The 19,701-nt window shown below is 61.0% G+C and carries 20 protein-coding genes and 1 pseudogene; 17 read left to right on the top strand and 4 right to left on the bottom strand.

The features are described from left to right. The first annotated feature begins 47 nt into the window (after nt 1-47). Genes IVA74_RS27930 through IVA74_RS27880 form a run of 11 tightly spaced genes read left to right on the top strand, consistent with a single transcriptional unit; the run spans nt 48 to nt 12,045 of the window. Nucleotides 48-971 (top strand): sugar ABC transporter permease, encoded by a 924-nt coding sequence (locus IVA74_RS27930; protein WP_247349645.1) that lies wholly within the window; start codon nt 48-50, stop codon nt 969-971. Nucleotides 972-983: 12 nt separating this feature from the next. Next, on the top strand, nt 984-1,841 hold the full coding sequence (locus IVA74_RS27925; protein WP_247349643.1) for a carbohydrate ABC transporter permease: 858 nt from the start codon (nt 984-986) through the stop codon (nt 1,839-1,841). A gap of 16 nt (nt 1,842-1,857) precedes the next feature. Further along, nucleotides 1,858-2,994: an ABC transporter ATP-binding protein gene (locus tag IVA74_RS27920; RefSeq protein ID WP_247349642.1), complete on the top strand. Its 1,137-nt coding sequence runs from the start codon at nt 1,858-1,860 to the stop codon at nt 2,992-2,994. Then, a complete protein-coding gene (locus IVA74_RS27915; protein WP_247349641.1) occupies nt 2,963-4,090 on the top strand; it encodes an ABC transporter ATP-binding protein in 1,128 nt (375 codons plus the stop codon). The genes IVA74_RS27920 and IVA74_RS27915 overlap by 32 nt, the downstream gene beginning before the upstream one ends. After that, nucleotides 4,087-5,649, top strand: a complete 1,563-nt coding sequence (locus tag IVA74_RS27910; protein ID WP_247349640.1) for an FGGY-family carbohydrate kinase — start codon at nt 4,087-4,089, stop codon at nt 5,647-5,649. The genes IVA74_RS27915 and IVA74_RS27910 overlap by 4 nt, the downstream gene beginning before the upstream one ends. Beyond that, a complete protein-coding gene (locus IVA74_RS27905; protein ID WP_247349639.1) occupies nt 5,646-6,686 on the top strand; it encodes a 2-hydroxyacid dehydrogenase in 1,041 nt (346 codons plus the stop codon). Before IVA74_RS27910 ends, IVA74_RS27905 begins: the two co-directional genes overlap by 4 nt. A 17-nt stretch (nt 6,687-6,703) precedes the next feature. Then, a complete protein-coding gene (locus IVA74_RS27900; RefSeq protein ID WP_247349638.1) occupies nt 6,704-7,393 on the top strand; it encodes a class II aldolase/adducin family protein in 690 nt (229 codons plus the stop codon). Then, nucleotides 7,393-8,898: a glycerol-3-phosphate dehydrogenase gene (locus tag IVA74_RS27895; RefSeq protein WP_247349670.1), complete on the top strand. Its 1,506-nt coding sequence runs from the start codon at nt 7,393-7,395 to the stop codon at nt 8,896-8,898. The genes IVA74_RS27900 and IVA74_RS27895 overlap by 1 nt, the downstream gene beginning before the upstream one ends. A 20-nt stretch (nt 8,899-8,918) precedes the next feature. Continuing rightward, nucleotides 8,919-9,935, top strand: a complete 1,017-nt coding sequence (locus IVA74_RS27890) for a class II aldolase/adducin family protein (RefSeq protein WP_247349669.1) — start codon at nt 8,919-8,921, stop codon at nt 9,933-9,935. After that, nucleotides 9,932-11,215: an FGGY-family carbohydrate kinase gene (locus IVA74_RS27885; protein ID WP_247349637.1), complete on the top strand. Its 1,284-nt coding sequence runs from the start codon at nt 9,932-9,934 to the stop codon at nt 11,213-11,215. Before IVA74_RS27890 ends, IVA74_RS27885 begins: the two co-directional genes overlap by 4 nt. Then, nucleotides 11,212-12,045, top strand: coding sequence for a TIGR01459 family HAD-type hydrolase (locus IVA74_RS27880; protein ID WP_247349636.1), 834 nt, complete (start codon nt 11,212-11,214; stop codon nt 12,043-12,045). The genes IVA74_RS27885 and IVA74_RS27880 overlap by 4 nt, the downstream gene beginning before the upstream one ends. Before the next feature lie 15 nt (nt 12,046-12,060). On the opposite strand, the pseudogene IVA74_RS27875 reads toward IVA74_RS27880, so the two are convergent. Both IVA74_RS27875 and IVA74_RS41270 read right to left on the bottom strand, forming a co-directional pair. Then, nucleotides 12,061-12,207 (bottom strand): annotated as a pseudogene (locus IVA74_RS27875) (sugar isomerase); the annotation flags it as partial. 40 nt (nt 12,208-12,247) lie between these two features. After that, nucleotides 12,248-12,427 carry a hypothetical protein gene (locus IVA74_RS41270; protein WP_247349635.1) on the bottom strand — a complete coding sequence of 60 codons (180 nt, stop codon included), beginning with the start codon at nt 12,425-12,427 and terminating at the stop codon, nt 12,248-12,250. Between the two features lie 79 nt (nt 12,428-12,506). Between IVA74_RS41270 and IVA74_RS41265 the strand changes: the two genes are divergently transcribed. Continuing rightward, nucleotides 12,507-13,142: a hypothetical protein gene (locus IVA74_RS41265; protein ID WP_346730983.1), complete on the top strand. Its 636-nt coding sequence runs from the start codon at nt 12,507-12,509 to the stop codon at nt 13,140-13,142. A 5-nt stretch (nt 13,143-13,147) separates the two neighbouring features. Continuing rightward, the gene (locus IVA74_RS27860; protein WP_247349634.1) at nt 13,148-13,762 is read left to right on the top strand and encodes an ABC transporter substrate binding protein; all 615 of its coding nucleotides are present in this window, start codon (nt 13,148-13,150) and stop codon (nt 13,760-13,762) included. Between the two features lie 612 nt (nt 13,763-14,374). Here the strand turns inward: IVA74_RS27860 and IVA74_RS27855 are convergent. Continuing rightward, nucleotides 14,375-14,584 carry a hypothetical protein gene (locus IVA74_RS27855; RefSeq protein WP_247349633.1) on the bottom strand — a complete coding sequence of 70 codons (210 nt, stop codon included), beginning with the start codon at nt 14,582-14,584 and terminating at the stop codon, nt 14,375-14,377. Between the two features lie 830 nt (nt 14,585-15,414). Here IVA74_RS27855 and IVA74_RS27850 point away from each other — a divergent pair. Next, complete coding sequence (locus IVA74_RS27850; protein ID WP_247349631.1) at nt 15,415-15,591, top strand: hypothetical protein; 177 nt, start codon at nt 15,415-15,417, stop codon at nt 15,589-15,591. A 39-nt stretch (nt 15,592-15,630) separates the two neighbouring features. Next, nucleotides 15,631-15,936: a GcrA family cell cycle regulator gene (locus IVA74_RS27845; RefSeq protein WP_247349629.1), complete on the top strand. Its 306-nt coding sequence runs from the start codon at nt 15,631-15,633 to the stop codon at nt 15,934-15,936. A gap of 285 nt (nt 15,937-16,221) precedes the next feature. On the opposite strand, the gene IVA74_RS27840 is transcribed toward IVA74_RS27845, so the two are convergent. Next, a complete protein-coding gene (locus IVA74_RS27840) occupies nt 16,222-17,331 on the bottom strand; it encodes a histidine kinase dimerization/phosphoacceptor domain -containing protein (protein WP_247349627.1) in 1,110 nt (369 codons plus the stop codon). A 164-nt stretch (nt 17,332-17,495) separates the two neighbouring features. Between IVA74_RS27840 and IVA74_RS27835 the strand changes: the two genes are divergently transcribed. Together IVA74_RS27835 and IVA74_RS27830 are read left to right on the top strand one after the other, a co-directional pair. Further along, entirely contained in the window at nt 17,496-17,807 is a 312-nt protein-coding gene (locus IVA74_RS27835) for a hypothetical protein (protein ID WP_247349626.1), read from the top strand. A gap of 795 nt (nt 17,808-18,602) precedes the next feature. Further along, nucleotides 18,603-19,052 carry a hypothetical protein gene (locus IVA74_RS27830; RefSeq protein WP_247349625.1) on the top strand — a complete coding sequence of 150 codons (450 nt, stop codon included), beginning with the start codon at nt 18,603-18,605 and terminating at the stop codon, nt 19,050-19,052. Nucleotides 19,053-19,701: the final 649 nt, after the last annotated feature.

Raw genomic sequence — 19,701 nt, 5'->3', positions numbered from 1 at the left:
GCTGCTCCGCCCGACCCCCTCGGGGGGCGGGCATCGGAGGCTTCTTCATGACGTCACAGCCCATTGACGAGCCCATTCGCGTCGTCGATCGCCGTCCGGTCGAGTGGCTTCCTTATCTGCTCAGCCTGCCGGCGCTGCTGGTCTGCATCGGTATCCTGATTCCGTTCGTCACTGCGCTCTATTATTCGGCGTTGCGATTTCGCCTGAATTTGCCGGCGCTGAAGGGCTTCATCTGGTTCGGCAACTACATCAACCTGCTGTACGACGCCGAGTTCTGGAATACGGTCAGCATCTCCTTGCGCTACACCGCCCTTACGGTGGGAGTGGAGCTGGTGTTCGGATTGATCATCGCGCTGCTCTTGCAGCGGCAGACCCGGCTCAACAACTTGATCTCGGTCCTGCTGCTACTGCCGCTGATGACCGCGCCGGCGATCGCCTCGCTGATGTGGAAGTTGATGACGAACCCGAATTTCGGGATCCTGTCTTATTTGGTCAGCCTCGCCGGCGTGTCCGACTTCGGATGGGCATCCAGCCCGTCAACCGCCTTGTTCACGGTCGTTCTGGTCGATGTGTGGGTCTACACCCCGTTCATGATGGTGCTGCTTCTGGCCGGGCTGCGCTCGTTGCCGCAGCAGCCGTTCGAGGCGGCCGCCCTGGATGGCGTTCCCCGGCTGTTCGTGTTTTTCAGGATCACGCTGCCGATGCTTTCGCCCTACATCATCACCGCAAGCCTGTTCCGCCTGCTCGACGCCATCCAGCAGTTCGACATCGTCTACGCAATGACCCAAGGTGGGCCCGGCAACACCCTGCTGGTGTTTCAGGTCCGCGCCTATCTCGAATTCTACCAGTACACCAATGTTGGCAAATCGGCAGCGCTGCTGGTGGTGCTGTGGATGATCACCTACGTCCTCTCGCACTTTTTCATCAAGAACTGGCTGCGCCTGCGCGAACGCAGCCACGCCTCGGCATGAGGAGCAGATCAAATGGAGCGTAGCTCGATCATCGAACGCGTCCTCCGCGCCGTGCTGCTCACGCTAATCGTGATCTTCTTCCTGTTTCCGATCGTCTGGATTCTATTGATGTCGTTCCAGACCAATGAGCAGATCCTGCGCATTCCGCCCAGTCTCTCGTTCGTCCCGACCTTGGAAAATTACAAGGCTCTGATCAGCGGCCATCTGCTGACCAGCGCCGGCTCGCTCGATATCGCCTTCATGCGCAATCTCGGCAACAGCGTGCTGCTGTCGACCTGTGCCGTGGTGCTGGCGCTGATCCTCGGCGTGCCGGCCGCCTATGCCTTCGCCCGGTTCAAGTTCTGGCTCAGCGAGGACATCGCATTCACGTTGCTGTCGTTTCGCTTCGCGCCGCCGCTATTGGTGCTGCTGCCGCTGTCGCTTTACTTTCAGGACCTCGGATTGGTCGATACCTATGTCGGGCTGATCTGGGTCTATCAGCTGATCGCACTGCCGCTGATCCTCTGGATCGTGCGCGGCTATTTCGAGGATATCTCGCCCGACATCGAGAATGCCTACCGCATTGCCGGCCACTCCTGGCTGCGGACCTTCTTCAAGATTGCCGTGCCGCTGGCTGGGCCGGGCATTGCGGCGGCGGGGCTGCTATCCTTCATCTTCTGCTGGAACAACTTCGTGTTCGCTCTGGTGCTGGCCTCCGCCGACAAGCAGCCGGTGACGGTCGGGGCGCTGGCATTCGTGACCGCCTCCGGTATCCAGTACGGCCAGGTGGCGGCGGCCATTGTGCTCTCGGTCACCCCAACATTGCTGCTCGCGCTCTATGCGCAGCGCTGGCTGGTCGAGGGCCTGTCGCTCGGAGCCGTCAAGGGCTGACATGGCGTAGAATGATATGACGCAGATCGAGATCAGAAACCTGCACAAGACCTTCAAGGCCGACGCGGTCCTGAATGGGCTGTCCCTGAGCGTCGACAGGGGCGAGATCGTCACCCTGTTCGGGCCCTCGGGGACCGGGAAGACCGTGCTGTTGCGCCTGCTCGCGGGGATCTATCCACCGGACGCCGGAACGATTCTCCTGCGTGGCCGTGACGCGTCAGGGAGCCCGCCGGACAAGCGCGGCATCGGGATGGCCTTCCAGAATTTTGCGCTGTTTCCGCACATGACGGCGCGCAATAATATAGCAAGCGCCTTGACAGCGCGGAAGACGAACGCAGGTGAGATCGCGCGCAAGGTCGAGGCGGTCGCGCAACTTCTCAAGATCGGCCACGTGCTCGGCCATTCGCCGCGCGAGTTGTCCAATGGCCAGAAGCAGCGCACCGCACTGGCGCGGGCGCTGGTTGCAGATCCCGATATTCTGCTGCTCGACGATCCCTTGCGCAATGTCGATGCCAAGCTGCGATACGAGATGCGGCTGGAGCTTCCGGCGCTGCTGAAGCGCGTCGGCTCGACCGTGCTCTATGTAACACAGGACTTCAAGGAGGCGATGGCGCTGGGGGACCGTGTGGCCGTGCTGCTGGATGGTCGGATCGCACAATGCGATACGCCGGCACGGATCTATGCCGAGCCGGTCAATGTCGGGGTGGCGCGGCTGTTCGGCGATCCGACACTCAACCTGATCGAAGTCGCGCCTCAGCTGGTGGACGGTGCGCCCGAAATCCGGCTCGGCGGTATGAGGATCAGGTTGCCCGCAAGCTATGCGGTTGCGGCCGGCGGCCTTTATCTGCTCGGACTGCGGCCGGAGGCACTGCGCCTCGTCGAGGCGCCGGGGCCCCGCACGGTTGCAGTAGAGCTGGTGGCGGTGACGCCATTGAACGAGAAATCGGTGCTGCTGCTCACGATGCAAGGCGGCGAGGAACTCCTGGCGTCGGAGGCCGGAGATCGTGACGAGCCGCGGCGGACTGGACCCGCTCACGTCGCGTTCGATCTTGACGCATTGCTGTTGTTTGAGCGTGAGAGCGGACGGCGCTTTATTCCGTCCGGGAACGGGGAGGTGGCTCATGAGCGCATCGCTATCACTTCGCACCGTTGACAAAGTCTATCATCCGCGCGGCCGGTTGGCTGTCCATGCGGTCAAGGCCCTCAGCATGGATGTCGAGCGCGGCGAGATCGTCGCCTTGCTCGGCTCGTCCGGGTGCGGCAAGACCTCGACGCTGCGCATGGTCGCGGGATTCGAAGCGGTCAGCGCGGGCGAGATCTCGCTGGCGAACCGGCGGATCGAGCGTCTGGCGCCGGCCGCGCGTAACGTCGCGATGGCGTTCGAAGGCTATTCGCTCTATCCGCCGCTGACGGTGCGGGAGAACATCGCGTTCGCGCTGAAGCGTGGCCGGTTGTCCGCGAGCGAAGTTTCGCGGCGCGTCAAGGAGGTGGCCGCGCTGGTGGAAATCGAGCCGATCCTCGACCGCTATCCCAATGCGATCTCCGGCGGCCAGCAGCAACGTGCATCGTTGGCGCGAGCATTGGTGCGCGATGCCGCGCTCTATGTGCTCGACGAGCCGATGGGACAGCTCGAGCCGCAGTTGCGCGCCCTGCTGCGCGGCCGGCTCAAGCGCCTGCTCAAGGATCGGGCGATGACCTCGATCTTCGTCACCCACGACCAGACCGAAGCCAATGCGCTGGCTGACCGCATCGCCGTCATGGAAGGCGGCGTGCTGCAGCAGTTCGCGCCCCAGCATGTTCTGAAGGAAAAGCCCGCCAATCTCTACGTCGCCACCTTCATCGGCGAGCCGCCGATGAACGTATTCGATGCATCTGTGATCCGCAGTGAAGGTTGTACCACGTTCGAGCTCCACAACGGGCCGAGCTTCGGCTTCGGCGACAATGAGCTGGGTCCAGAGGTGCGGCAGGCGATCGGCAATCGGCGCAAAGTCGTGATCGGGGTTCGTCCACACCGTGTCGTGCTGGGCAGCGGCAGCGCCGAGACGGCACGCGTGGTTTCCAACCAGTGGCTCGGCGACCAGAGTCACGTCGCAATGGCGGTTGCAGGCAAGCTGCTGGTTGCGGTCTCGCATGCACGAGTGCGGGCGGGGATCGGAGACAGCGTACCTTATGGCGTGCGGGCGCAGGATCTTCATATCTTTGATCCCGACACCACCGTCGCGCTGGCGCACGGAGCGCGAGCCGCATGACGCGCGATCTGATCATCGGTCTCGATGCCGGCACCTCGGTTATCAAATCGGTGGCGTTCACGCTTGACGGAACGCAAGTCGCAATGGCGTCGCGCCCGAATTCCTACAGCCGTTTCGGGCGGGGATGCGTCGAGCAGGACATGCTGCGGACCTGGGATGACGCCAGGCAGACGCTTTGCGACCTCGCCGCCGTCGTCCCCGATCTGGCGGAGCGCGTCGCGGCTCTGGCTGTCACCGGTCAGGGCGATGGTTGCTGGTTGATCGATGCCGCCGGCGAGCCGATCGGCGACGGGCTGATCTGGCTGGATTCGCGGGCGGCCGAGATGGCGGCGATCTTCGTCGCAGGACCGGACCACGCCGCCCACTATGCGACAACCGGCACCGGCCTGAACGCCTGCCAGCAATCGATCCAGTTGGCCTGGCTACAGCAGCATCAGCCGGAGCGACTGGAGCGGGCCACGACCGCCCTGCACTGCAAGGACTGGCTCTATTTCAAGCTGACCGGCATTCGCGCCGTCGATCCTGCGGAAGGCATCTTCACCTATGGCGACTTCCGCAGCCGAAGCTATGCACCTGATGTGAGCGAGCGGCTTGGCATTGCGCGACATGCCGGCCTGATGCCCGAGATCGTGGACGGCGCGCTGACGCATCATCGGCTCACAGACGCAGCGGCGACAGCGACCGGTCTGCCGACCGGCTTGCCCGTGGTGCTCGGCTATGTCGACGTCGTCTGTTCGGCGATCGGAGGAGGGCTCTACGATGTTGGCGGCGAGGTCGGCTGCTCCATTCTCGGCTCGACAGGAATGCATATGCGGATGAGCGTCGGCGCCGACGCGGTGGCGCTTAACCCGGCCTGTTCGGGCTACACCATGGCGTTGCCCGGACCCGACCTCTACGCGCAGATCCAGTCCAACATGGCAGGGACGGTCAATATCGACTGGGCGGTCGAGATGGCCCGGCAGGCCTGCGCCATGGCCGGAATCGATGCAAGCCGTCAGGCGCTGCTGGCCGGCGTCGATGCGCATGTCGCCGCCGCGACGCCAGGGAGCGCGCTGTATCATCCCTATATCCTGCAGGCCGGTGAACGCGGTCCCTTCATGAATGCCGAGGCGCGCGCGCAGTTCGTCGGATTGTCGACCAATACCACTTTCGCCGGCCTGGTCCGCGCGATCTATGAGGGGCTGGGCCTTGCCGCTCGCGATTGCTACAGCGTGATGGGACAAATTCCTGGCGAGATTCGCGTCACCGGCGGCGCAGCGCGATCAGCGAGCCTATTGCAGATTTTCGCCGATATTCTCGGTGCATCAGTGCGGCGAGTAATGCGCGAGGAAACAGGAGCTGCGGGCGCAGCCATGATTGGAGCGATCGGTCTCGGCCATTACGCGAGCCTCGCGGCTTGCGCGGAACAGTGGGTCACACCGACGCTCGGGCCTTCGATCAACCCCGATCCCGGATGCCGCGTGCTCTACGACAAGCTGTTCCCGATCTATCGTTCTGTTCGTGAAGCCATGCCCCCGGTTTGGGCCGCCCTGGCTGACGCAAGGGAGGCGACCCAATGACGCAGTCAGTGGCCATCATCGGGGATCGCTTCATGCTGCCGCGCCTGTTCGAGGAGGCGCTACGGGATGTCTGCGGTGATGCACTCGCCATCCGCTCACTCGAGCAGCCATGGCCCGATGAGCCGATGGAGCACGGCTATGCCAAAGCGGGCATGGATGGGCTGAAGGAATATATGGGGCACCCCGACGATATCGTTGCATTCATCGGCGATGCGCCGATTTTGGTAACTCATCTCGCGCCGTTATCGGCCGCGATGATGGATCGCCTGCCGGGTCTCAGGCTCGTCGCGGTCTCCCGCGGTGGGCCCGTCAACATCGATCTTGCAGCGGCCCGTACCCGCGGCATCCAGGTCGTCAACACGCCCGGACGCAATGCCAGCGCGGTCGCGGAATTCACCATGGGCGCTATCCTTTCGCAAACCCGCTTGATCACGCGCGGTCACGATGCTCTGCGGCGGGGCGAATGGCGCGGCGATCTGTACCGCGCCGATCTCACTGGAGACGAGTTGTCGGAGATGACGGTGGGCGTCATCGGCTATGGCCATGTCGGCACGCGCGTGGTGCGGCTGCTCAAGGCATTCGGTTGCCGGATTCTGGTTTGCGATCCCTATGTTCAGCTCGCGGTCGAAGATCTGAACGACGGTGTCGAGCAGGTCGGGCTCGACCGCCTGCTGGCGCAATCCGACGTGGTCAGCCTGCATCCTCGGGTAACCGATGAAACGCGGGGGATGATCGGCGCGGCGCAGTTCGCCGCGATGAGGCCGGGCAGTTTCTTGATCAACACCGCGCGCGGTCCTCTGGTGGACTATGCAGCCTTGTACGACGCGCTCGCCTCCGATCATTTGCGGGGCGCTGCGATCGAAACCTTCGCGGTTGAGCCCGTTCCGCCGGATTGGCCGGTGCTGCAGCTGCCAAACGTCACGCTGACCCCGCATATCGCGGGCGCCTCCGTCAAGACGGTCAGGATTGCGGCACGGGCGGCCGCCCTGGAGGTGCAGCGATTTCTGAACGGAGAATCTCTCCACCACCTCTGCTGAGCTACCAGGAGCTGACCATGGATGACACCGAACTGCAGTTGCGGAAAGCGATCGTCGATCAATGTCGCTGGATGAATGCCACGGGCCTGAACCAGGGCACGTCGGGCAACATTTCGGCCCGGCACGGCGACACCATGCTGATCTCACCATCGGCGACGCCGTATGACATCATGACGCCGGAGATGGTCGCCGCGATGCCGATCAATGGCGAGTATGGATCGTGGGAAGGTCCGTTGAAGCCGTCGACCGAATGGCGGTTTCACCTCGACATCATGAAAGCGCGGCCCGAGATCGGCGGTATCGTGCACACCCACGCGACATATTCCACAGTGCTGGCGATCGCACGCAAGGAAATTCCGGCCTGCCACTACATGATGGCGGCGTTCGGCGGCATGAACGTGCGCGTCGCTGACTATGCACGCTTCGGCACCAAGGAATTGTCGGACTATGCGCTGAAGGCCTTGGAGGGCCGGACCGCCTGCCTGCTGGCAAACCACGGCATGGTCGCGGTCGGGACCTCGCTCGACAAGGCGATGTGGCTGGCGGTCGAGCTCGAGACCATCGCCCGGCAATACTATCTCACTTTGGCCATCGGCGGACCTGTGCTGCTTAGCGAGGCCGAGATCAAGGAGACGGCGACCGCATTTGGCAGCTATGGTGTGCAGGATCCGCCGTCCAGGTCGGGGAAGAAGATCGCGTCAGCGTGATGTCAACCCACCAGGTCGATCTTCTCGTCGTCGGCGGCGGTATCAACGGCGTCGGAATCGCCCGCGATGCGGCCGGCCGGGGCCTCAGCGTGCTGCTATGCGAGAAGGACGACCTGGCGCAGGGAACGAGCTCGAGGTCCGGCAAGCTCGTCCATGGCGGCCTACGCTATCTTGAGTATTACGAATTCCGCCTGGTTCGCGAAGCGCTGATCGAGCGCGAAGTCCTATTGCGGGCAGCACCGCACATCATCTGGCCGCTGCGTTTCGTGCTGCCGCATTCGCGCGAACAGCGCCCGGCATGGATGATCCGGCTCGGGCTCATGTTGTACGATCATCTCGGTGGCCGAAAGCTGCTGCCGAAGTCACGCCGCCTCGATCTGTCCAGCGAGCTCGCGGGCAGGGCGCTCAAGCCGGAATTCAGGACCGGCTTTGAATATTCGGATTGCTGGGTCGATGATGCGCGGCTCGTCGTGCTCAACGCGCTCGACGCGGCGGCCCGTCGCGCGCAGATCCTGACGCGGACAGCGCTGGTTTCGGCGCGCCGCGAAGGCGGAATCTGGCGTGCCGAGCTGCGGGACCAAGCGGGTGTCGTCAAGAGCGTTTCGGCCCGCGCCATGGTCAATGCAGCGGGTCCCTGGGTCGAGGATGTGCTGCGGCGCAATGCGGGGCTGAATGCGGGTCACCGCGTTCGCCTGGTCAAGGGCAGCCATATCGTGGTGCCCAGGTTCTGGGACGGCCCGCACGCCTACCTGTTCCAGAATGACGATCGCCGGGTGATCTTCGTCAATCCCTATCAGGACGATCTCTGCCTGATCGGCACCACGGATATTCCCTATTGCGGCGAGGCCGATCGCGTCGGGGCCGGTGAGGACGAGATTTCCTACCTGCTTCGCGCCGTCAATCGCTATTGCGTGCGGCAGCTCACGCGTGCCGACGTCGTGCATTCGTTTTCCGGCGTCAGACCGCTGTTCGACGACAATGCCGAGAATCCGTCGGCGGTCACGCGCGATTATGTCTTCGAGCTCAACGACGCCGATGGGGCCGCGCCGATCCTGTCCGTGTTCGGCGGCAAGATCACGACCTTCCGCAAATTATCGGAGCATGCGCTCGAGAAATTGAAGCCCTACTTTCCCGGCATGGCCGGCCCGTGGACGGCTGGCGCCGCACTGCCCGGCGGTGATATCGTGTCGGCCGATTTCGATGCGTTCGCCGCAGGACTGTGCCGCGACTATCCGGACCTCCCGCGCGAGGTGCTGAATCATTATGCGCGGCTCTATGGAACCCGCGTTCATCGACTGCTCGATGGCGTGCGGACGCGCAATGACCTCGGGCGTCATTTCGGTGGCGCGTTCTATCAACGCGAGGCCGAATTCCTGAAAATTGAGGAATGGGCCTTGACGCCTGAGGATATTTTGGAGCGGCGGACCAAGCACGGACTCCATCTAACACCTGGTCAAAAGCAGGCCTTTTCCGACTGGATGTTCACGAGGGCGAAATCAGCGTGACGGATACAGCCGATTCCGAGATGCGTGACCTGCTCGCGCTTGCGGCGCGGCTCGGGCGAGATCCGCTCCTCATTCAGGGGCCCGGCGGCAACATCTCGCTCAAGCGGGATGGCGTGATGTGGGTCAAGGCGAGCGGCACCTGGATGGCCGAAGCGATGGAGCGTCGAATCCTGATTCCGATCGACGTCGCCGCGGTGCTTGACGGACTGGCGGCCGGCGACCCCGCCTGCGAGACCTGCGAACAATTTATGCGCCGCGATCTCTCGGACCTCACGCTGCGCCCCTCGATTGAAACCACCCTGCATGCGGTGATGCCGCAGCGGGTTGTGGTGCATGTACATTGCGTCGAGACGATTGCCAGCGCGTGCCTGTCCGACGCGGCTGAGCGGCTTGCGGCGCCGCTATCGCGCCTGAACTGGAGCTTCGTGCCCTATGTTCGTCCCGGCGCATCGCTTGGACGCGCCATGGCCAAGCATCTTGACGCCCGGACCAACGTCGTTGTGCTCGGCAAGCACGGATTGGTGGTGGCCGCCGACAGCGTCGCCGAGGCGGAACGACTGCGCGCCGATGTGTCGCAGCGGCTCGCCCGAACCGCACGAATAGTGCCGGCACCGGATCGTGAGAGGCTACAAGCTGTCGCAAGCGATGGCTATTCGATTCCGGACGATGGTAGCTGGCATGCGATCGCGACCGACCCGGTCAATCTCTCCGCTGCCCGGAGCGGATCGCTGTATCCAGACCACGTCGTCTTTCTCGGTCCCGGCATCGTGACGACCGAAGCACGGGAGCGTGCAGTTGACGCGACGCGGCGATGCGGCCGTATTGGTGTTCCGTTGGTCGTGGTGCCCGGCGCCGGCATCCTTGTACATGAGGCGGCAACGCCAGCCGCTCGCGCGCTGATACGGTGTCTCGCCGATGTCACAAGCCGGCTGGAGACCGGCAATCCGATCGCGCCCTTGAGCGTGGATGAGGAAGCGCAACTGCTGAATTGGGACCCGGAGAAATATCGGCGGTCGCTCGATGCGAGGATACCATGAGCGATCTTGTTCTCGGCATCGATGTTGGCACCTCGGGAGTGCGGATTGCTGCGATCGATCACGCCGCGAGCGTTGTGGCGCTTGCGACCGCAGCGATGCCGGCTGCGCATCGCAGCGGGCAGCGGATCATCCAGGACGCGGCAGTCTGGGCACGCGGGCTGGACGAAGCGATGGCTCGCCTCGCATCGATGATTGAAGTTTCGCGGGTGAGCGCGCTGGCCGTCGACGGCACCTCGGGGACGCTGGTTGCGATCGACGATCGTGGTGTGCCGGTCGCGCCTGGCAGCCTTTACAATGATCGCGCTGACGATGCCGACATCAGTGCTGTCGAACGCGTCGCGCCGGCGCAGGCCGCTGTCCATGGCGTGACGTCGCCGCTGGCGCGCGCGATGCGTTTGCTACGGACGCCCGGCACAACGAGAGTTCTGCACCAGGCCGATTGGATCGCCGCGCAGTTCACCGGGCGCTTCAATGTCAGCGACGAAAGCAACGCGCTAAAGACAGGTTATGATCCGGTTGGCAGAAGATGGCCGGATTGGATCGCAGCCACCGACGTCGCGTTGTCTCAGCTTCCCGCAGTCGTCGCGGCGGGCAGCATCGTTGGCCAGGCGTCAGCGGAGGCGTCGCGGCGATTTGGGCTATCGATGCAGACCGTCGTTGTCGCTGGGATGACCGACGGATGCGCGGCCTTCATGGCAGTGGGCGCAGCGCGACCGGGGGACGCTGTCACATCGCTCGGCTCGACGCTGGTCTTGAAGCTTGCGAGTGAAGTCCCGTTATTCGCGCCGGAATATGGCATCTACAGCCATCGTATTGGCGATCTCTGGCTGGCGGGTGGTGCTTCCAATGCCGGAGGTGCGGCTCTTGCACAGTTCTTTTCAGTGGAGCGCCTGCGCGAGCTCAGTTCGCGGATCGATCCAGACCTTAGCACTGGCCTCGATTATTATCCACTGCCCGCGCCCGGCGAGCGCTTTCCCCTCAATGACCGGACGCTCGCGCCGCGGCTGACCCCGCGTCCGGACGACGATGCGGTGTTTCTGCAAGGACTGTTCGAAGGCATCGCGCGCGTCGAAGCGCTGGGTTATCGGCGCCTGTCCGAACTCGGCGGCTCTGGCCTGACAAAAGTGACCACCGTCGGTGGTGGGGCAGCGAATGAGACCTGGCGCCGCATCCGGGCTGCGACCCTTGGCGTTCCCGTGGTCGCTTCCGAGAACGACGAAGCTGCCGTCGGCGTCGCCCGGCTCGCACTCAGCGGGGTTGGAGCAGGATCGTCAAGATGAAGCGCATCGATGGCCTGCGCGAGATCGCCGATCAATTCGATCTGTACCTCGTCGATCAGTACGGGGTACTGCATGACGGCGTCTCGGCCTATCCCGGCGCCATCGAGGGGCTGGCCCGAATTGCCTCCGGCGGGCGTAACGTCATCGTGTTGACGAACTCGGGCAAGGACGCCTCCGACAACCTGGCCCGGCTCGTGAAGCTGGGGTTTTCGGAACACCATTTCCGCGTCTTGAGCTCGGGAGAGGTCGGCTTGCAGCTCGTACGCCGCGGTGGCCTCGGCCCGCGGTTTACGATCGGAGCCACGGCCTGCGTGATTGGGCGCAGCGGCGATCGATATGCGTTTTCGTCAGGCGAGTTCGATCTGGTGTCCCGACCGGATGATGCCGCGTTCCTGGTCTTTGCCGGCTCCGACGCGCCGAGAACCTCGCTGGAATCCTATCGCGCACAGTTGCAGACGGCGGCACAAGCCGGCGTGCCGGCGATCTGCGTCAATCCCGACATCACGATGATCAGGGATGGTGAGCTCGTGGCTGCGCCGGGCGCGATCGCGCGGATCTATGAAAATATGGGGGGCAAGGTCGAGTATGTCGGCAAACCGCATGGTGCGATGTTCCGCCATGCGTTGGACGGTGTGGCGACCGGGGTAGGGCGCACCGTCGTGATAGGTGACAGTCCGGAGCACGATGTCTGCGGCGGCAAGGCGATGGGATTGTCGACGCTGCTGGTGCGCACGGGCATTCACCGGTCTCTGGGAGAGCCGGAGCTTCTCCATCTGTGCGCGGCATGCGGCGGCATACCGGACTTCCTAGCGTCGGCCTTCAACTGGTAATTGATCTCCAGAATCTCAAACGGTCCCGGCCGAGGTCCCAGCCACCGGCGGCCACGCTTGCGTCTTGCGCTTGCGATAGAACAAGGCGCGATAGATCTCGATCGGTGCGATGGCGCCGCCGGTCCGCAGCCTTGCCATGGCCAGGATCGGCGACACATCGGTGGTGCGCGCCGGGGCCGTTTTGGTTGGGTACCGCCTGTGGCTACCGCTGATGACCCAGACCGAGACCGAGCGCGAGCGCCTTCTGTCTCAGCGAACCTTCGGACCTCTTCATCAGTTTTGAAAGTTTGGCGACAGGGGTGCGAGCCTTGGAATGAACTTTGATCAGTTTAACGTCTTCATTCGTATATTCTTTGCGTTTGGTCTTCGTAGTTTTAGCCACCGATGCTCTCCGAGCCGATTCATGAGGGTGCGTAATAGCACGCCGAGCTGCATCATCAAGAGCAGTACGAGATTTGTCGATGCGTGACGGTGATATCGTGATGATGCTGTCCGTCGTGTTGCGGATCAAACGCACGCTGGAAGGTGTTGAGATCGACAAGATCATCTCGGATGTGGAGACTGAAAAGACGTTGGCGGCCGAGCACAGGCGGCGGGCTGACTGGCGCAAGGCTGAGCTGGCGGCCAAGTCATTCTCGGCGGATGTACTCGAACCAGCGATGCCAAGACCCTCGGAGCTACGTCTCCGGGGGGCTATTTTGTGTCTACACGACGGTCTCCTTTGCTCGTTCGATCTCGGCTGGCGCTTGTACTTCCACATTGCAATGATGGTGAACGCTTGTTCAATAAAGTTTCGCGGCTGTTCCCGGAACGGCGACATTCCCTGCGCGTTTGCCAACCGTAACCAGCGAAGGAGAAGCACAATGAGGAAGGTTTGTTATGTCCTCGCCGCAGTGACGGCACTCAGTGCGGCAGCGCCGACGCTCGCGAGTGCGCAGGAGTTCGGTTTCCGGATCGGTGGCGACCACGGATACCATCGCGACAGGGATTACGGATATGACCGTGGTTATGATCGCGGATGGCACCACGGCTGGTACAACCATGATCGAGACCGCACGGTAGTCATTAGGCGTCATCATCATTGGGACTACGATTAAGGAAAATGGCCCCGACATTCGGGGCCATTTTTTTCGCTTCTCTTACCACACCACCTACAGCGGCACTGCTTCAACAAACACGCACGATCCCGGTTGTATTTACCAGCGTAAACGATCCAATCGGTAGCGGCTTCGTCGCGAGTTTTGCGCGCCCCGGCGGCAACGCCACCGGGTTTATCATTCTCGAACCAACCATTAGCGGCAAATGGTTGGAGATGCTGAAGGAGATTGCACCACATCTCCATAGCATCGCTTTCCTATTCAATCCGGCACAAGCACCCACCGCCCAGTATTACCTCAATTCGTTCAGAGCCGCCGCTCTGTCGATGGACTTGGAACCAAGCTCCGTGCCTGTTAAGGACGTCTCAGATATTGAAACGGCGATGGTGACGACTCAGACACCCCCGATGAACGGTGGCGTTCTCGTAGTGCCGGATGGTTTTTACTCGCGCACCGCGTGGAGATCGTCTCGTTGGCGGCTCGGTACCGCGTGCCTGCTGTTTATCCATACCGTCAATTCGCTGAGGTCGGTGGTTTACTGTCTTATGGGTCCGATGCGGCCGACAGTTGGCGGCGAGCGGCCGGCTATGTGGATCGCCTCCTCAGGGGTGAGGCTCTGAGCGAGCTGCCCGTCCAAGCCCCGGCCAAGTTCGAGCTTGTTATTAAGTCAAGACAGCGAGGGCGCTCGGCCTCACCGTGCCACCTTCGTTGCTCGCCCGCGCTGACGAGGTGATAGAATGACGCTCCCGTGTACCAGTGTGGAATGCCCCGGCGTGGGCAGCCCTCCTGCATCGAACCAACTTTTTGAAAGGGACAGACATTAAGCGTGAACTTCGAGCTAAAACTTTCCGTAGTTTCCCTTTGCATCAATGGAGTACGCTGTTGTTCTAGAGCTGGGGGCGCGGGGATGACGCACTACCGAGCATATCTTTTGGATCAGAAACGCCACGTTATAAGCGTGGCTAAATTGCAGTGTGCCGACGAGCAGGAAGCACGCGACCGTGCTCAGCAGCTAGTTGATGCCAACGACATCGAGCTATGGCAGCTTGATCGGCGCATTGCGGTGTTTGAGGCACCCACAAGCAGAACCTCGCAGGCGGCGGCAGAGGAAAGCGTTCAGCGGGCGCAACCTCCTAGAATGAAACCTAAGTAAAGGCTGCGATCAAAGTAGGCGCACAACTCGGTTGAGCGCGAGGATGGCGGCTCGGCTGGTAGTGATGCGGCGTCCGACCCTACGCGACCTCGATTATTCGCGGCTTGGTGGCCCGCACGCTGCGGAGGTAATAACCTCGCGCGTGAACCGCTGATTTGATCTCATCGCTGACCTTGAGAACTCTTTTTCTGCCCTTGCGCCACTTATGTGCAGAGTAAAGCACGGGTATGGCAGAGCCTGTACTTAGAACAAGAAAGTCGCGCCTGTCATTGCGATAGACATCAAACATCTTCGCCCCCGCTGAACCGTATCGAATTAAATATGAGATTTTCTTGGGTCCTCGACCGATCAGCTTAGTGATTTGGATGCGTGCTGAGGTTGTAAATTTGCAACGCCCACCCCTTCTGTGCTCCGGCCCCTGAATGGGAGCGAATTGAGGCAAGCTCATCAGCCTGTGAATTGCGGGCAAAAGCGGATGTATACGGACGATCCACTTAGATTTCTGTTTGTATGTTGCTCGCATGTCACGCCAAGGCACCAACTCTGCTCTTGATCAATACGACTTGGCAGTCGCTGAGATCGTTGCCGTTTGCGATGGCGATCTGCATGGCGCGCTTCGAGCGCTGATGCTCCTGAATGAGCAGTTAGAGTAACAACTGGAGCTGATGGGCGGGCTCCGTCCTCCTGACCAGCGGCTGCACTAAACATGGATTAGTTCAGCGAGGCGTTGGGCATAGGCAGGTCACCGACGTAGCGATGACTCCAGGGAGGAGCGCGAGGATGCGGCTTGGGTGGTAGTGATGCAATAGAGGTTCCCCATGAGAGCACGAGCCGCCGGCGTACTCGACCTGCAGGCCACCAAGAGCGAATTGATCGAGGTCGAGTAGCTTGACCTCGATCTTGGAGATCCCGAAATCACTACGGGCGAAGTTTTGGCGAGTATAGAATGATGCGTCCTCAGGCATAAAGTATTTCGTAAACGCCGCCAGTTGCGTGGGGTGCCGCCCCTGTTGCTGCAGTCGATCTGCTCGCCGTCGCGTTTGGAGCGATCGCGCCCGGACATCCCGGATGTCGTCAGGAATATTCGGTTGCGGATGCTTTTCGAGGAGTAACAACAACATGAAGCAACACACCGTCGAAACATTCTTCACCACAGCGATCGCCTGGACGCCGTTCGTGGCTATCCGCGCCGTGCCGCCCCGAGATCCTGATGACGACGAGGAGGACGAAGAGGACGACGAAGAGGAGGATGACGACGAGGAACCGGCAGTCGTACGCGAGCCGGACGAAGACTAGACTAGCCGGTGTCCGGCAGTCAGCGCTATAATAGCTCCCATGGATTGGGATGCGAAAGACGTAGCGCTGCTCAAAAGGCTCTGGGCCGCAGGACAGAGCGCGGCAGAGATTGCGCGCCGTCTCGGGTCTAGCCGCAACGCGGTCTGCGGCATGCTAACCCGTTTGGGCCTGAAGCGTGGGCCACAAGCCGCCAACAGCAAGACCCACGATCAGGACGTCCCCCAAGCTAAGGCCGTTCTCGTCGGCCGCCTCCGCACGTCCAGTAGCAAAGAAGGTGTCGCGGAGCCACAGCAGAGAGGCAGCAGCCTGGGGAATTCAGCAAGCAGCAGCTTTACACCATTCTAGCTGCGGCGGTCAGGAACACTGGCTAAGAGTCTTACCACGAAGGTCGTTACGCTCCGCGTCCGTGCCTAGTCCAACTCGACGGATTCTGCAGTCGTGAACATTCCCCAAGCCTCGGCCTACTTCGGGTCAAAATGCGAAGAACTCAGCCTGAGCAAATCCGGTCCGCCATGCCTCATTAAGCGGACCTCAACGAGGTGCGCCCGCACTCGGCTGAGGGGCCATGAGCCGACAAAGGAATGGGGGCCGACTTACGTTGTCCATTGGCTCGCGCGAAAACGGCGACGTTCAATTGACTGCGGCATCTAACGGCACGACCAGCGTGAAATGGGTACCTCTAGTCGACGCTTGCCTCGTCAATTCGCCCCCTAACTGACCTGCCAATCCTAGAGCAATGCGGGTCCCGAGGCGCTTACTGAGAGCTGGATTAAAGTCGCTGGGCAGTCCAACTCCGTCATCGCTGACCGAAATCGAGACTGCTTTGTCGTCGCTCAGAATGAGTTGCAGGCGGATCATCCCTTTGGATGCATCGGGATAGGCGTGTCTGCCAGCATTCAAGATCAACTCGTTGACAATCAATGCGACAAGGATTGCGCGGTCTGCGGCGAACTGGATTTCTTTGGGGGTCTCAAGTTGGATCTCGCAGGGCGCAACTGCGGGCTTCAAATCTTCGACGACTTCCCGCAAGTAGGCGACCAAATCTATGTTCTCATAGTCGGCATTGTACGCGAGACGACTGTACGCTCGGCCGATCGCCGAGACTCGAGTGGATGCTTCCATGAGCCGTTCGCTCAGTGCGGGATCACCGGCGGCGCTCGCTTGTAGATGAAGCATGCTCGATACTACTTGAAGGCTGTTCTTGACCCGGTGGTTAACCTCCTTGAGCAAGAGTAGATGACGGTCCAGTGCAGCTTGCAGCTTGCGCTGATACTGTTGCTGTTCGATCGCCATACCGAGAATATTCGCAGCGCCTTGCAGGAAAGCGATATCATGCTCGCCGAACTCTCCTTCAGATCGGCTGTCGACTTCGAGCACTCCAAATGGCAAACCGTCGCCCAGCAAAATGACATTCATGGCACAGCGGATTCCGTGTTCGACGAGCAATTCCGGAGTTCGAAATCGTTCTTCATTTTCGAGGTGATTGGAAATCACGGGCTTGCCAGTGCGGAGGGCGTAGCCAGCCGGCGAATCCAAATCGGCTCCGACTGTCGCGCTGCCAACCACACCTTTGCTCCATCCGACGCCCGCGCGAACAAGCAAACGCTTTTCTGCCGGAATGTACTCCAAGATTTTGCAGTATTCGACATTCAGGCCTTCAGCCGTCATCCGCGCGCCGTGATTGAGAAGGTCGGCGAAGCTCGTGCGTTGCAGGGCCAGGACCCCGAGTTCGGCGAGCAACTCCTGCTGCCGAATGCGTAGTCGGAGCGCACGTCCGGTCAAATCCTCAGGTTCGTTGCCTGGCTTTCCCTCAACTACGGGTTCGGCTGGGTCAGGTGTCGGGCTCATTCTTCGTGATAGCACAATCGCGATCAAAACTCTCGGGAACTTGGCCCATCAATTCCATGGACGCAATTTTTTCCATTGCCTTCTTCGGTTTGCTCGGCGGGCTTGCCGCCTTCGTCATCCTGGAATTCCTGCCTGCTCACGGGTTCGTTTGGGTCATGCGCGTTGTCGGCGGGCTTAACCTGATGCTGTCGCGATCTACTTCGGCTTGCCGTGCTCCCGATGCACACATGAACACTATCGCCACCCTCGATCAGCGAGGGAAGGTCCGCGATCAGCTCGGCCAGATGTTCGGCGTCGGGCACACGGCGATCAGCAGGGCGTTCGCCGTCGCCATGGTCGGAGTGACGCTGCACGTTTTCTTTGGGTGATTATGCTGCGATGCCTGATTGCTGCCCCCCGGTAACGCCCGGATGTTTCAGCGAAGTGACACGTGCCGGAATTTGGTAGTCTCCTACAGAGAGTCGCACAATTAACAGGCGGGCGCCTGTTCGTAAGTCACCCTGTGCCTACGTTGTGCGTTGCGTCGAGAAGGCGCCAGGGTGTCGAATGACCCTCATGTGCTCACGTTGATTCGAGAGTGGCGCTAAGGAACGGTCCGGCAACGCCTTCAGTTCATATCAATAGGAGTTGCATGCATTTGGCGCAGGGCTGCACACATTAATGATGGAGGCGGATTATGGGACGACGTTAGCCGCGTCAGGGACATGCGGTCGGCCCCTGATAGCGTAAAGGCCTGCATCACCTTGCACGTGATGCAGGCCCTAGACCGCGCAAACCGGTCCCGGTTGGAGACTCAGAATGATCGCGGGGCGCACTTAAAGACTCGCATGTTCGCTCGATCTTTTCAACCGGACCTCCAAAACAACCTGTGTGGAGGTTTACGGATGCGTAAACGCCTAAAGCACTGGGTGCGTTCCTACGTTCGCGTTCGCCATCGGCGACCGGAGCATGTGCGCGCTCACTTTCGGCCCAAGGACTAGGTCCTGAGTTGATGGCGGTCATGGGCTTTCGTTAGCGGCTCTGAACCGTTCTCCCTGATCGTGATTGCCGTTTCGGAGCGCGGGACTGAGGCTCCCGCGCTCCCTCAATCGCGCAGACGGCGCCTTTTCTCGCGCATTATTTTGTTCCACAGAGTTGATGTTTCCGGCGGAGGCTTTCCCCATATGACGTGGTTCATCTCACATCCTCACAAGTACGCTCACGCAATAGATGAGATTCCGAAACAGCGCGATCGTGGTGCCGCCATTATCGCAACTGCAATGTTGGAAGAGCATCTTCTTGAGGCAGTTCAATCACGACTTGCACGACATCAATCAACAGGGAAGAAAGTCTTCAATGGATATGGGCCGCTTGCCACCTTCTCGGCGCGAATAGATTTCGGTCTTCTGCTTGGGCTGTACGCCGAGTCAGATCACCGCGACCTGCATCTGATCCGTCGTATCAGGAACAACTTCGCGCATAGTATGCATCCGATATCTTTCAAATCAAAGCGTCGATTGCAAAAAGCTAAACGAGGGGCGCAGAGATTTGCGATCACTGCACAAGACGCTGGATGCGATTACGAAACCAAAGAAGGTCAAATTCACCATGGCTCGATCCAGCACCAATCCTAGAACACAATTCATTCGAGCCGTACAACGGCTGTGCATGGACTTTGCCATGCAGGGGATTGTCGCTGAAATGTCGCCTGAGTGGCAGAAGCAAAAGGACCGCGCGCCCCAACCGAAAGTGCCGGTGCGGAGTATCGGTTGACCTCGATCCCGACAACCGGACATCATCAGGCCATTGATCCGCATTCATCTCAATGCGGTGGCCGCAGTTACGTTAACAACAGTCCGCGCTTGGCGGACGGACCAAATGCCGCGATATTTTGAGCGTCGGCCATAGCCGCTGCTTTGGGGCAGGGCAATTCTAAATGGCTGGCACGGGGTCGCTGGCGATACTGTGCGAAAGCTGGCGGCCCCACGACGGGGATAGCACGCCCGGTCCAATCCACGTGCCACCGGCTGGTGGGCGCGAAAGGGTTTTGGTTAACTCTTCCCTGATATGGTGCTGATCGTCGCGGACTCGTATCGCGTACCGCGACCATTGGTGTCGTATGCAAACAATAGAAATCACTGACCCCCGAGAGGCCCGACGCTGCCGCTTTGCCCAATATCGGGGCGAAAAGGCGATAGTGATGTCGAATGGACTGCCTGTCACGGGGATGGTCCGTTCGATCATCGAAGATAAGTCGAGCAGCCCAACGCGGTGGACTGTCAC

Origin of the sequence: Bradyrhizobium sp. 132 (genome assembly GCF_023074185.1) — a bacterium.
GTDB lineage: Bacteria > Pseudomonadota > Alphaproteobacteria > Rhizobiales > Xanthobacteraceae > Bradyrhizobium.
Note: the sequence above shows the minus strand (reverse complement) of the source record. Positions and strands in the feature narration are given on the sequence as shown.

What these genes read in the sequence shown, in the direction of transcription:
- IVA74_RS27895 (WP_247349670.1), top strand. Translation starts at nt 7,393, where the DNA reads ATGTCAACCCACCAGGTCGATCTTCTCGTCGTCGGCGGCGGTATCAAC.
- IVA74_RS27915 (WP_247349641.1), top strand. Translation starts at nt 2,963, where the DNA reads ATGAGCGCATCGCTATCACTTCGCACCGTTGACAAAGTCTATCATCCG.
- IVA74_RS27910 (WP_247349640.1), top strand. Translation starts at nt 4,087, where the DNA reads ATGACGCGCGATCTGATCATCGGTCTCGATGCCGGCACCTCGGTTATC.
- IVA74_RS41265 (WP_346730983.1), top strand. Translation starts at nt 12,507, where the DNA reads ATGCGTGACGGTGATATCGTGATGATGCTGTCCGTCGTGTTGCGGATC.
- IVA74_RS27845 (WP_247349629.1), top strand. Translation starts at nt 15,631, where the DNA reads ATGGATTGGGATGCGAAAGACGTAGCGCTGCTCAAAAGGCTCTGGGCC.
- IVA74_RS27855 (WP_247349633.1), bottom strand. Translation starts at nt 14,584, where the DNA reads ATGTTTGATGTCTATCGCAATGACAGGCGCGACTTTCTTGTTCTAAGT.
- IVA74_RS27830 (WP_247349625.1), top strand. Translation starts at nt 18,603, where the DNA reads ATGACGTGGTTCATCTCACATCCTCACAAGTACGCTCACGCAATAGAT.
- IVA74_RS27920 (WP_247349642.1), top strand. Translation starts at nt 1,858, where the DNA reads ATGACGCAGATCGAGATCAGAAACCTGCACAAGACCTTCAAGGCCGAC.
- IVA74_RS27835 (WP_247349626.1), top strand. Translation starts at nt 17,496, where the DNA reads ATGGACGCAATTTTTTCCATTGCCTTCTTCGGTTTGCTCGGCGGGCTT.
- IVA74_RS27890 (WP_247349669.1), top strand. Translation starts at nt 8,919, where the DNA reads ATGCGTGACCTGCTCGCGCTTGCGGCGCGGCTCGGGCGAGATCCGCTC.
- IVA74_RS27850 (WP_247349631.1), top strand. Translation starts at nt 15,415, where the DNA reads ATGAAGCAACACACCGTCGAAACATTCTTCACCACAGCGATCGCCTGG.
- IVA74_RS27930 (WP_247349645.1), top strand. Translation starts at nt 48, where the DNA reads ATGACGTCACAGCCCATTGACGAGCCCATTCGCGTCGTCGATCGCCGT.
- IVA74_RS27885 (WP_247349637.1), top strand. Translation starts at nt 9,932, where the DNA reads ATGAGCGATCTTGTTCTCGGCATCGATGTTGGCACCTCGGGAGTGCGG.
- IVA74_RS27925 (WP_247349643.1), top strand. Translation starts at nt 984, where the DNA reads ATGGAGCGTAGCTCGATCATCGAACGCGTCCTCCGCGCCGTGCTGCTC.
- IVA74_RS27905 (WP_247349639.1), top strand. Translation starts at nt 5,646, where the DNA reads ATGACGCAGTCAGTGGCCATCATCGGGGATCGCTTCATGCTGCCGCGC.
- IVA74_RS27900 (WP_247349638.1), top strand. Translation starts at nt 6,704, where the DNA reads ATGGATGACACCGAACTGCAGTTGCGGAAAGCGATCGTCGATCAATGT.
- IVA74_RS27860 (WP_247349634.1), top strand. Translation starts at nt 13,148, where the DNA reads ATGGCCCCGACATTCGGGGCCATTTTTTTCGCTTCTCTTACCACACCA.
- IVA74_RS27880 (WP_247349636.1), top strand. Translation starts at nt 11,212, where the DNA reads ATGAAGCGCATCGATGGCCTGCGCGAGATCGCCGATCAATTCGATCTG.